This window comes from Roseibium sediminicola (genome assembly GCF_023156505.1).
GTDB lineage: Bacteria > Pseudomonadota > Alphaproteobacteria > Rhizobiales > Stappiaceae > Roseibium > Roseibium sediminicola.
Map to the genome: position 1 here is coordinate 14215 of NZ_JALNMJ010000019.1, position 12165 is coordinate 26379.

Annotated in this window: 10 protein-coding genes; 5 read left to right on the top strand and 5 right to left on the bottom strand. The window is 63.8% G+C overall.

What is annotated here, in order from left to right; translation table 11 throughout:
- Positions 1–80: 80 nt before the first annotated feature.
- Positions 81–1019, bottom strand: a complete 939-nt coding sequence (locus M0H32_RS21960) for a LysR family transcriptional regulator (RefSeq protein WP_248157665.1) — start codon at positions 1017–1019, stop codon at positions 81–83.
- 126 nt (positions 1020–1145) lie between these two features.
- Here M0H32_RS21960 and M0H32_RS21965 point away from each other — a divergent pair, with 126 nt between their 5' ends.
- Genes M0H32_RS21965 through M0H32_RS21985 form a run of 5 tightly spaced genes read left to right on the top strand, consistent with a single transcriptional unit; the run spans position 1146 to position 5781 of the window.
- Positions 1146–2306 carry an acyl-CoA dehydrogenase family protein gene (locus tag M0H32_RS21965; RefSeq protein WP_248157666.1) on the top strand — a complete coding sequence of 387 codons (1161 nt, stop codon included), beginning with the start codon at positions 1146–1148 and terminating at the stop codon, positions 2304–2306.
- Positions 2307–2308: 2 nt separating this feature from the next.
- Complete coding sequence (locus tag M0H32_RS21970) at positions 2309–3403, top strand: CaiB/BaiF CoA transferase family protein (RefSeq protein ID WP_248157771.1); 1095 nt, start codon at positions 2309–2311, stop codon at positions 3401–3403.
- A 1-nt stretch (position 3404) separates the two neighbouring features.
- Positions 3405–4250, top strand: coding sequence for an HTD2 family dehydratase (locus M0H32_RS21975; RefSeq protein WP_248157668.1), 846 nt, complete (start codon positions 3405–3407; stop codon positions 4248–4250).
- Complete coding sequence (locus M0H32_RS21980) at positions 4244–5044, top strand: HpcH/HpaI aldolase/citrate lyase family protein (protein ID WP_248157669.1); 801 nt, start codon at positions 4244–4246, stop codon at positions 5042–5044. The genes M0H32_RS21975 and M0H32_RS21980 overlap by 7 nt, the downstream gene beginning before the upstream one ends.
- Complete coding sequence (locus tag M0H32_RS21985) at positions 5041–5781, top strand: alpha/beta fold hydrolase (protein ID WP_248157670.1); 741 nt, start codon at positions 5041–5043, stop codon at positions 5779–5781. Before M0H32_RS21980 ends, M0H32_RS21985 begins: the two co-directional genes overlap by 4 nt.
- Positions 5782–5860: 79 nt before the next feature.
- Here M0H32_RS21985 and chrA read toward each other — a convergent pair whose 3' ends face one another.
- The 4 genes from chrA to flhB all read right to left on the bottom strand — a co-directional run bounded on the left by chrA (position 5861) and on the right by flhB (position 12158).
- Positions 5861–7147 carry a chromate efflux transporter gene (gene chrA / locus M0H32_RS21990; RefSeq protein WP_282449492.1) on the bottom strand — a complete coding sequence of 429 codons (1287 nt, stop codon included), beginning with the start codon at positions 7145–7147 and terminating at the stop codon, positions 5861–5863.
- A 33-nt stretch (positions 7148–7180) separates the two neighbouring features.
- Positions 7181–7999 (bottom strand): chromate resistance protein ChrB domain-containing protein, encoded by an 819-nt coding sequence (locus tag M0H32_RS21995; protein ID WP_248157672.1) that lies wholly within the window; start codon positions 7997–7999, stop codon positions 7181–7183.
- A gap of 374 nt (positions 8000–8373) precedes the next feature.
- Entirely contained in the window at positions 8374–10926 is a 2553-nt protein-coding gene (gene cckA / locus M0H32_RS22000; RefSeq protein ID WP_248157673.1) for a cell cycle histidine kinase CckA, read from the bottom strand.
- Between the two features lie 152 nt (positions 10927–11078).
- A complete protein-coding gene (gene flhB / locus M0H32_RS22005) occupies positions 11079–12158 on the bottom strand; it encodes a flagellar biosynthesis protein FlhB (protein WP_248157674.1) in 1080 nt (359 codons plus the stop codon).
- Positions 12159–12165: the final 7 nt, after the last annotated feature.

The window sequence follows — 12165 nt, forward strand, 5'->3', positions numbered from 1 at the left end:
CGTTGTGAAGGCCTGCTCACTGTCCCGAGCTACCACTTGCGGGGAAGTGGATTGGGTCCCCGATCAAGTCGGGGATGACCTCAGTGTGTGGGGCATAGCTCCGGCACCCGTGCCGCTGCCCACTCACCTGTGTCGCGCAGGCCGATGATCACTTCCTTGAGGAGATCCCGGACAGCCGCCTGTGCCCTGGGCACCGGCCGGCCAGCGCGGGACACCAGGTGGGCGCCGCGCCACAGGCCGGGCGCGGCGATGTGGCTGACGGTGAGCGTGCCCGAGGCAACCTCCTCCTCCGCCGCGTAGAACGGCAGGATCGACGGACCGAAACCGGCGGCGACCAGGCGCTTGATGTTGTTGAAGGAGTCGATTTCCATGGCGATCTCGGGCGCGAAACCCAGCCCCTGACAGGTTTGGTCGATCAGAACCCGCAGGCCATGGGCGCTGCTGGGCAGGACCATCGGTTCGCCTTTTAATGCTGCCAGATCAAGCGTCTCCGGTGGTGCGCTGCCGCCCGGCCACAGAACCACCAGTTCTTCCTCCAGCAGCAGGTCCGACAGGATATTCGGGTCACGGGACCGGCTGTAGAGCACGGCAAGGTCGATCTTGCCCTCAGACAGCCACTCGCCGATGAAACCGCTCATCGCCTCGGTGATGTTGAGCGTGATCCGCGGATAACGCTCACGCGCCGCCAGGATCAGCGGCAGCGACACCATGGCGCTGATCGTGCCCGGAAACCCGAGCCGAACGATGCCGGACGGATCGCTCTCCAGGTTGCGGATGTCGTCCTCGGTGCGCGCCAGATCGTCGAGAATGCCGCGTGCACGGCGCAAGAGCAGCTCGCCCGCCTCTGTCGGCCGGACACCGGATCGGCCGCGCAGGAGCAACCGCGTTCCGAGCTGCTCCTCCATCGTCTTCACATGCAGCGACAAGGCCGGCTGGGCCACATGAAGCCGCTCGGCTGCCCGGGTGAGCGAACCCTGCTCGACGATTTCGAGGAAATAGCGCAGTTGCCTGATGTCCATGTGAGCCTCTGGAGCGAAATCCCATTTCCATATAATTTCGGTATGGCAAATATCCAAAACATATATTTGTTTAATGCCCACACCGGGGCTTAACTGCGCTCATTCCGGTTCCAGCAAGAAGCCACCATGACCGCCCAGCCAGACACGTATCAGGACATCCGCGACGGCATCCGGGCCCTTTGCGCCCAGTTTCCCGCCGACTATCACCGCAAGATCGACGAGGCCCGAGCCTATCCGGAAGACTTCGTCTCCGCCCTCACCCGGGAAGGCTGGATGGCCGCGCTGATCCCGGAAGCCTATGGCGGCTCGGGTCTCGGCCTGACCGAGGCCTCGGTGATCATGGAGGAAATCAACCGGGCCGGCGGCAATTCCGGCGCCTGCCATGGCCAGATGTACAACATGACCACCCTGGTCCGGCACGGCTCCGAGGCGCAGCGCGGGAAATACCTGCCGAAGATCGCCGCCGGAGACTTGCGCCTGCAGTCGATGGGCGTGACCGAGCCGACCACCGGCACGGACACCACCAAGATCAAGACCACGGCGGTGAAGAAGGATGGCCGCTATGTGATCAACGGCCAGAAGGTCTGGATCAGCCGGGTGCAGCATTCCGACCTGATGATCCTGCTGGCCCGCACCACGCCGCTGAAGGACGTTCAGAAGAAATCCGAAGGCCTGTCGATCTTTCTAGTCGACATCAAGCAAGCCATGCAGTCCGGCATGGAGGTGCGGCCGATCCCCAACATGGTCAATCACGAGACCAACGAACTCTTCTTCGACAATCTGGAGATCCCGGAGGAGAACCTGATCGGCGAGGAAGGCAAGGGTTTCAAATATATCCTCACTGGGCTCAATGCCGAGCGCACCCTGATCGCCGCCGAATGCATTGGCGACGGCTACTGGTTCACCGACAAGGTCACGAATTACGTGCGCGAACGCGAGGTCTTCGGCCGCCCGATCGGCCAGAACCAGGGGGTGCAGTTCCCGATTGCCGAGGCTTTTATCGAGATCGAGGCCGCCAACCTGATGCGCTACAAGGCCTGCGCGCTTTATGACACTGGCGCGCCTTGCGGCACGGAGGCCAACATGGCCAAGTACCTGGCGGCCAAGGCCAGCTGGGAGGCCGCCAATGCCTGCCTGCAGTTCCATGGCGGTTTCGGCTTTGCCGCCGAATACGACATCGAGCGCAAGTTCCGCGAGACACGGCTCTACCAGGTCGCGCCGATCTCGACCAATCTGATCCTCTCCTATGTCGCCGAGCATGTGCTCGGCCTGCCGAGGTCGTTCTGATGGTGCTGCCCCTTGAAGGCCTGAAGGTCGTTGCAGTTGAACAGGCGGTTGCCGCTCCCTTCGCCTCCTCGCGCCTTGCCGATGCCGGCGCGCAGGTGACCAAGATCGAACGGCCCGAGGGCGATTTCGCCCGCGGCTATGACGATGTCGCGAAAGGCCAGTCGAGCTATTTCGTCTGGCTCAATCGGGGAAAGGACAGCATCACGCTGGATCTCACCTCGGACCGGGGTAAGGCAGCGCTCGGCGACCTGATCGCCGAGGCCGACGTCCTGATCCAGAACCTGAAGCCCGGCGCCCTTGGCCGGCTCGGTTTCGATCCCGAGAAGCTTGCCGAAAAGCACCCGCGCCTGATCACCTGTTCCATCAGCGGCTTCGGCGAGAGCGGCCCGATGGCGGACCGCAAGGCCTATGACCTGCTGATCCAGGCCGAAACCGGCCTCTGCTCGATCACCGGCGGGCCGAACGAACCGTCCCGGGTCGGCATTTCGGTGGTCGACATCGCCACCGGCGCCACCGCCTATTCCGCGATCCTGGAAGCCCTGATCCAGCGCGGCATCACCGGCAGGGGCGCACAGATCTCGATCTCCATGTTCGATGTGCTCGCAGACTGGCTGACCGTGCCGCTGCTCAACCATGAGGGCGGGCACACGCCGAAACGCATCGGCCTCGCCCACCCGTCGATTTCGCCCTATGGCGTCTTCACCGCCAAGGACGGCACGCCGATCCTGATCTCCATCCAGAGCGACCGGGAGTGGCGTGTGCTTTGCAGCGACTTCATCGGCCGGCCGGAGCTTGGCACCGATCCGCGCTTTGCCACCAATGTCGCCCGCGTTACCAACCGGGCGGAAACCGACGGCACCGTTGCCGAGGCCTTTGCGCGGCTGGACGCAGCAAATGCGATCGAGCGCTTGAGCGAAGCCGGCATCGCGCTGGCCACCGTCAACGACATGGCAGGCCTGTCGGCCCATCCGCATCTGCGACGGGTCACGGTCGACAGTCCGAACGGCAAGGTTTCCTTTCCCGCCCCGGCGGCGATCTTCAAGGACGCACCCCGTTCCTACGGCCCGATCCCGGCCCTGAACCCGTTGGAGAGCTGACATGAGCCTTGATATCGATCATCTGCGCGGCTGGATCGGGCGCGAGGACAGCGCCTCTGAAGTCTTGAGCCCCGCCCTCATCCGCCAGTTCAACGCCACTTTCGACCGGAGCTCCGGCGAGACCCCTGGAGACGTCGCTCCGCTGCTGGTCCATTTCTGCCTGGCTCAACCCACCGTCCCGACCACCGAGCTCGGCCCGGACGGCCATGCCGCCCGAGGCGGTTTCCTGCCGCCTGTGCCCCTGCCCCGGCGCATGTGGGCAGGTGGTGCCTTTTCGTTTTACGGCGATATCCTGATCGGCGACGAAGTCACGCGGCGGTCGGTGGTGAAGGACGTGGTTCTGAAGACCGGCCGCACCGGCCCGCTCTGTTTTGTCACCGTGGAACACGAGGTCACGGCCAATGGACGGCCCGTGCTCACCGAGCGCCAGGACATCGTCTACCGGGAGGCCCCGGCAAAAGGCCAGTCTCCCGCGAAGCCAGCCGCCGATCCTGCACCTCTTGGGGAGAAATCCACGCAGATCACGCCATCCGCCGCCTATCTCTTCCGCTATTCCGCCATGACCTTCAACGGACACCGCATCCACTATGACAAGGACTATGTCCGTGACGTCGAAGGCTATCCCGGCCTGATCGTCCATGGCCCGCTTCAGGCCACCCTGCTCTGCCAGTTCGCCGCCGACCTGAAGGGCACACGCCCGGCGACGTTCTCTTTCCGCAGCATCGGCACGATTTTCGACACGAATGACTTCACCATCAATGCCGTGGAGGCTGAAGACGGCGGCCTGCGCCTCTGGACAGCGCAAGCTGGCGGCCCCACCGCAATGGAGGCGAGCGCTTCATGGTAGGTTCACTGCAAGCCCCCCTCTTCGTCCCGGCCGACCGGCCAGAGCGCTTCGCCAAGGCGGCGGCAAGCGATGCGGACGCCATCATTCTCGATCTGGAGGACGCGGTCCCGGCAACAGAGAAAGACAGCGCCCGGGCGAACCTCGTGACAGACTTCACCGACAACCCGGTGATCGTCCGGATCAACGCGGTCGGCACGGCCTTTCACGACGCGGATATCGAGGCCCTGAAGCGGCTCGGCGTCGCCGCGGTCATGGTGCCCAAGGCGGAGGCGACGGCGGATATTGCGCTGCTCTGGTCGGCTCTCGATGGCGAGGTGCCGGTCATCGCCCTGATCGAAAGCGCAATTGGCCTTGCCAACGCCCGCACCCTTGCCTCTCTGGAAGGTGTTGTGCGCCTTGCGTTCGGTTCGATCGACTATTGCGCCGATCTCGGCTGTGCCCATGAACGCGAGGTGCTGCTGCCGGTTCGCACGGAACTGGTGCTGGCCTCGAAACTCGCAGGCATTGCTGCTCCCATTGACGGTGTCACCGCGAACCTGAGCGATCCGGACCAGACCTTTTCGGACACGGTCCACGCAAAGGATCTCGGCATGACGGGCAAACTCTGCATTCACCCGAAACAGGTCGCCGAGGTACGGCGTGCCTTTGCCCCGAGTGAAACCGAAGTCGAATGGGCCCGGCGTGTCCTGGCCAGCGGCGATGGCGCGGTCAGTATTGACGGCGCCATGGTCGATGAACCTGTGCGCATGCGGGCCCGGGCCATCCTGGCGACCTTACCGGAGAAAACCGCATGAGCCCGCCGCAGATTGTCCTGATACCCGGCCTGATGAACGATGCCGATCTCTGGCGCGACCAGGTCTCCGGGCTGAAAGACATCGCGAAGCCGCGCGTCGCCGACATCACGAAGGGCAACACTCTCGCCGTGCTTGCCGAGATGGTGCTGGCGACCAGTGCCGACACATTTGCCCTTGCCGGATTTTCCCTTGGCGGCCTTGTCGCCCAGGAAGTGATGCGCCGGGCGCCGGAACGGATCACCCATCTGGCGCTGCTCGACACCACCATGCTGCCGGATACACCGGAGCGCGCGGCCGAGCGGGAAGCCCTGGTTGCCCAGGCGAAGAAGCCCGGCCGCTTTCACGGCTTCGGCCGCAAGCTGGCAAGGTCTTACCTCTCGCCGGTCAACCAGTCCAATGAAGACCTGATCGGCCGCGTGCGCGCCATGACCGAGCGGCTCGGTCCCGAGGTGTTCATCCGCCAGACCCGGATCGAGCGCCCCGACAGCCGCGCCTCGCTGACCCGGATCCCCTGCCCCACGCTGGTCCTGTGCGGCCGCCACGATGTCTTGACGCCGCCCTCGCTGCACGAGGACATGGCACGGCGCATTCCGGGCGCCGAACTGGTCATTCTTGAGGAGAGCGGCCACCTGACGCCGATCGAGGAACCGGACAAGGTGACGGCAAGTCTGCGGGCGCTCCTGAGGCGTGGGACCGAGCCCAACGCTCGAATTGCCGAAGCGTCATCAGAAACTTGAACGCTTTCCTTGAATCAGTTTGCGACACACTTGAATCAGAAACTGAGCTCGGGTCGTGGCAGACTCTGCTGCGGCCGCCCTAAATCAGCGACAGCAACACCCCGCCCAGTGCGGACACCAGCAGCACCCAGATCAGCCCGACATGGAAGCGCAGCAGCAACACGCCGCAGAGCGCCGCCAGCACGGGCACGCGCCAGTCGAGGCTGGCAAGATCCGGCAGCCACAGGGTCAGCCAGCCCCAACGTTCGGCCGAGACATCCGTGAAGAAGACGTGCAGGGCGAACCAGACCGACAGGTTGAGCACCACGCCGACCACCGCGGCGATGATCGCGTTGAGAGCCGATTTCAGCCGGGGTTGGGCGGAGATCCACTCGATGTAGGGTGCGCCGGCGAAGATCCAGAGGAAACAGGGCGCAAAGGTCGCCCAGAGTGCGACCAGGCCACCGGCAAAACCGAGGACCAGGCCTCCTTCATTGGCGGCAGCCAGAAAGCCGACGAATTGCGTCACCAGGATCAATGGCCCTGGCGTGGTTTCTGCCAGGCCGAGACCGTCCATCATTTCACCCGCGCCGAGCCAGCCATGGATGGTGACGACATCCTGGGCCATATAGGCGAGCACCGCATAGGCCCCGCCGAAGGTGACGACCGCGAGCTTGGAAAAGAACCAGCCGAGATCACTCAGGATGGGAAGGCCCGTTGCAGCTTCCAGAACCGCGAGCGGGCCGAGCCAGACGACGAGCCAGACAGCAATCGTCCGAAAGGTCCCGCCGAGGGAAACGCCGACCGAGACCGGTACGGCCACCTCCCTGTGCGGCGGACTGACCGCGGCCCCGTAGAGCCCCGCCACCAGCACGATCAGCGGAAAGGGCAACACGAGGAAGAAGATTCCGACAAAGGCGAGCCCCGCAATCACCCACTGCCGCCGCTCGTTAAGCGCCCGTTTGGAGAGGCGCAGGAGCGCCTCCAGCACCACGATCAGGACGGCGGCCTTGATGCCCAGGAACAGCTGGCTGATCAGCGGCACGTTGCCGTATAGCGCATAGATCGTCGCCAGGGCGAAGATCGCGAGCGCCCCCGGCACCAGGAACAACAGACCAGCCAGAAGACCACCGGTGACGCCGCGCAGCTTCCAGCCGCAATAGGTCGCCAGCTGCATCGCTTCCGGGCCCGGCAGCAGCATGCAGAAGCCGAGCGCGTTGACATAGCTCTTTTCAGACAGCCAGCCAGTTTCGTCGACAAGCTTGCGGTGCATCAGCGCGATCTGCGCCGCCGGTCCGCCAAAGGACAGAAGGCCGATGCCGCCAAAAACAGAAAAAATCCGCCCCCAGGAAGCATCCTGCCCACCGGACGGCGTGGCCCCGGACATCTCCGGAGCCGTTTTTTGATGTGCACTCACGGATCAGCCCTTCCTGCTCGCGGCCGGCCAGTCATGGCCTTCCTCTACCGCATCGCGGGCCCATCGGTAAAAGGCATCGTAGAGCGCCATTCCCGCCTCGAGCTGTTTGAGGTCGTCCTTATACATGCGCGACAGGCCGAGGGATGCCGCCAGCAGGCCCGCGGCTTCGGGCGCAAGGTCATGCCGGTTGGTGTCGGCACCGCGCACAATGGTCGCAAGGCGTTTGAGCGGCTCGGTTTCAAGGCCGAATTCCGTGACCATGGTGTCGAAGCTGCAAAGCTCCCCGCGGTGGCTCCAGAAAACACCCTCGACATCGAACGGCGTTGCGTCGAAGCGTTCGGCGACGCCGGCGACTTCCGAAGGCGAGACAAAGAGAAACCGGGCACCAGGGTCGACAAAGCGCCGGATCAGCCAGGGGCAGGCGATCCGGTCGATCTTCGGCCGGTGCCGGGTCACCCAGACGGTCTGACCCTGCGCATTGCGGTCCGGGAGACTGGCGGCCGGTACCCTGGGCAAGTCCGCCTCAGCCCAAGCGGTCGTGCCACCTTCCAGGACTTCCGCCTCGATACCCGCGGCGCGCAGACTGGCCGCGGCACCTTCGCTCAGCTTCAGCCCCTTCCAGCAGACGGCAACCACCTTGCGGCCGGCAAGCTTTGGCGCCAGCACGTCGATCCCGTCGAACGGATGACGAAAGGCGGAAGGAATGAACCAGGGATCAGCGTCGAAATCCTCGTCGATGCGCACATCGACTAGAACCGGCATATCCGGCAGGCCTATCAGGCGGCTGAGCTGGGAAACGGTGATGGTGTTCGGAGACGGCATGGCGCGTCCTCCCGTCAATTGGGGTTTCAGGACGCGAAACTTCAGCTGACGCCTCACGGGGTGTTCGCATGCCCCATGGATTTTAAGTGCCAAATCGGCGGTTTTCTGTCAAGCGCAGAGAAGTAAGCCGCCCCACCACACAGCGTCATCCTGAGGAGGACCGCCAGGTCCGTCTCGAAGGATGGGCCCCATGTCAGGGAGTGTTTTCAAGGAGCTTGCCGCCCGTCCTTCGAGACGGGCCTCCGGCCCTCCTCAGGATGACGCTGATTTTTGAAGCAACCTCTGCCGAACATCAGCCTTTTGCAACCATTCCGGACAAGTGCAGCTGCGCTGCAGACCGTCCGGAATGACTAGCCTGGAGCCCGCCGGACGCCTTACCCGTTCAGGACATCCTTCACGGTCGTCGCCAGCTGTTTCAGCGTGAACGGTTTGGGCAGGAAGAAGAACTGTTCGCCTTCGGGCAGGTTTTCCTCGAACGCGTCTTCCGCGTAGCCGGAGACGAAGATGATCTTCAGGTCCGGGCGGGTCTTGCGCAATTCGACCAGGAGCGTCGGTCCGTCCATTTCGGGCATGACCACGTCGGAAACCACCAGATCGACTTCGCCGTCGGTCTCCTCCATCACCTCCAGCGCCTCCATGCCGGAACCCGCCTCGTAGACGGTGTAGCCGCGCGAGGCGAGCGCACGGGCGGCAAAGGCACGCACGGCTTCCTCGTCCTCGACCAGCAGGATCGAGGCGGAGCCGGTGAGATCTGCGACCTTTTCCGGCTCGACCTCTTTCGGCTCCTTCTTCTTCTCCTCGACCACCAGCGGGATGTGCCGCGGCAGGAACAGGCGGAAGATGGTGCCGAGATCGACCTCGGAGGTGCAGAAGATGAAACCGCCGGTCTGTTTGACGATGCCATAGACCGTGGACAGGCCAAGGCCCGTTCCCTTGCCGACTTCCTTGGTGGAGAAGAACGGATCGAAGATCTTCTCCATGATGTCGGGCGGCATGCCGTGGCCGGTGTCCTCGACCTCGACAAGCGTGTATTCGCCCGGCGGCATGCCGCGGGTGTTGTCGAACTGGGTGCTTTCGGCCTCGGTGACGTTGCGTGTGCGGATGGTCAGACGGCCGCCGTCGGACATGGCGTCGCCCGCGTTGACCGCCAGGTTGACGATCACCTGCTCCAGCTGGTTGAGATCGGCCATGACCGGCCACAGGTCGCGGCCGTGGATCACCTTCAGCTCCACCTTCTCGCCGAGCAGGCGGTCGAGCAGGATGGAAAGATCCGCCAGAACGTCGTTCAGTTCGAGCTGCTGCGGACGCAAGGTCTGGCGGCGCGAGAATGCCAGCAGCTGCCGCACCAGGCCCGCGGCCCGGTTGGCGTTCTGCTTGATGTTCATGATGTCCTGGAAGGACGGATCGGTGGGCCGGTGGCTGGCAAGCAGCAGATCGGAGAAGCCGATGATCGCGGTCAGGACGTTGTTGAAGTCGTGGGCAACGCCGCCGGCGAGCTGGCCGATGGCCTGCATTTTCTGGCTCTGGGCGAACTGTGCTTCGAGCGCGCGCTGCTGGGTGGTTTCCAGCGCATAGACGATGGCCGCCTCGCCGTCGCCCTCGCCTTCCTGGACGGCGGAGACGTAGAAGGTTGCCGAGCGCGGATCGTTGCCCTCGACCAGCGGAATGTCGATCGGCATGATCTCGCCGATGCCTTTGGCGGCGGCCCGCAGGGATTTCGACAGTTCCTCGCGCCCGCTTTCGGCCACATAGGCTTCGAGCTTGGGCGATTCATCGTCCGTGTCGACCGCGCCGAACAGTTTCAGGAACGGTGCGTTTGTCCGGAGCACCCTGCCCTCTTTGTCGAGCGAGGCAATCGCGATCGGCGTGTTGTTGAAGAAGCGCGCGAAACGGACTTCGGCAGCGCGCAGGGCCTCTGAGGCTTCCTCGCCACGGGAGCGGTTGAGCACCAGCGTGCGGCTGTCGCCGGGCTGTCCGTTCTCGCCGAAGGGCACCCGGTGCAGCAGGCGGACCGGCAGGCCGCGGCCGTTTCGGGTAACGAAGTCCAGATCGAAGGTTTCGCTCTTGACCTCGCCGGCCTGGCCTTTCAGTGACCGGATCAGCTCGGTGCCGTCGCCGCGCACGATGCTGGAAAGATCGAGGTCGCCGGCATCGAACTGGGCCAGATCATAGCCCAGCCAGTCGGCCAGCGTCGCATTCAGATAGACGATGCGGCCTTCGGCATCGCAAGAGAAGAAGCCCGCGGGAGCATGATCGAGGAAATTGATGACCCGCTGCAGCTCCTGGAAGGAGTTTTCCTGCTCGGCCCGGTCACGGGTGATGTCGGCCAGTTGCCAGACCGCCATCGGCTTGCCGCCGCCACGGTCCTTGGAGACCTGCAGCGGCCGGATCGACACCCGGTACCAGCGCGCGGTGCCGTCCGCCCGGCCAAGCGGGAACGGCATGCGGATTTCTTCCTGGGCACGGCGGCCGTCGCGCATGGCCTGGGACAGACGGAAAATAGCGTCGGTCGCGTCGGGATCGGAAGAGAATACCCGTTCGACCACGCGGATGTCGGATGCGGACTCGGCACCGGTCAGATCCGCATAGGCCTTGTTGGCATAGACGAGACGTCCATCGAGATCGGTGATCAGCGCACCGTCCTCAAGCGTGTCGAGAAAAGCGGAGGCGAGCGGATTGGCTTCGCCCGGTTTGGCTGACAGGCGCAAAAAGCCGATGGCGCCGGCGAACAGGCAGAACACGCCGACCACGGCCAGAATCCCGAGCAGCGCAAGGATGAACGGCTGCGCAACGTCCCGGTCCATTACCGCGAACGCAGCCGCTGCGCCGACAAGCAGCAGCGCCAGGCCAATCAGCAGGCCGATATTTCCGGATCGCTCCGGCCGGCTGATCATCGGCCCGCTCGGCGATCCGTCCATGTCATTCATCCGTCCATACTCCCGGGCCCGATTCGCCTTTGAACGGGCCGTACATAAGCATTCTGTGCTTAATAGCCGATTTCAACTGATATGCGACCGTGTCCTGTTGAAATTCACCTGTTTGACCCGGCTGCGCCCCAAGGAACCCTTGCCGGCCAACCTCAGTTCGACCGCCAGGCGGCCCGCTTGCGCATGCGGAAGACGAAGCCGATCACCTCGGCAACCGCCTTATAGTGCTCTTCCGGCACTTCCTGGTCGATATCGACCGTTGCGTAGAGCGCGCGGGCAAGCGGCGGGTTCTCGATCACCGGAACCTCGTGTTCCTTGGCGATCTCGCGCATTTTCAAGGCAACCGCATCCGTTCCCTTGGCAAGGCACAACGGTGCCCCCATGCCCTCTTCATATTTGAGGGCAACCGCATAGTGGGTCGGGTTGGTGACCACAACGGTCGCCTGCGGCACCGCCGCCATCATGCGCCTGCGCGATCTCTCCATGCGCAGCTGGCGGATCTTGCCCTTGATCTGCGGATCACCTTCCGTCTGCTTGAATTCTTCCTTGATCTCGCGCAGCGACATCTTCTGTTTGTTCCACCACTTGTTCTTCTGGTAGATGAAGTCGGCGCCGGCAACGACCGTCATCACGGCCAGGATCGCGGCAAGGCATTGCAGGATCAGGACCCGCGCTTCCTGCAGGATAACATTGGCATCTGCAAAGATAATGATTTCCGCTTCGTCCCGATGCGGCCACATCACGGCAACCATGACCGCCCCGACGATCATGATTTTCGCCATGCCCTTGGCGAAATTCACCAGGCTGTCCGCCGAAAACAACCGCTTGAACCCGGACGCCGGCGATATCTTCGAAAATTTCGGCTTGATCGTTTCGGCCGTCAGCAGGGGCTGATGCTGCACCAGATTGCCCGCGACCGCCATGACGACCAGCGCCAGCAGCGGCACGGCAACGATCAGGGCAACCGACTGCCCCGTGTCCCGCCACAGGGCCCTCAAGGCATAGCCGTCGACGGGCATCTGGTGCGCATGTTCCAGATAGCCCTTCATCAGGTCGGCGAGTGCAACCGCAGCTCCCGGCGCCAGCAGAGCGATCATCAGCGTCGCCCCGGCCAATGTGAACCAGGTGCTGACTTCCTGCGATTTCGGTACGTCCCCCTTGTCATGCGCTTCTTTCAAGCGCTTTTGCGTGGGGTCCTCAGTTTTCTCCGAATCGTCGGTATCGTCGGCCATTGTGACG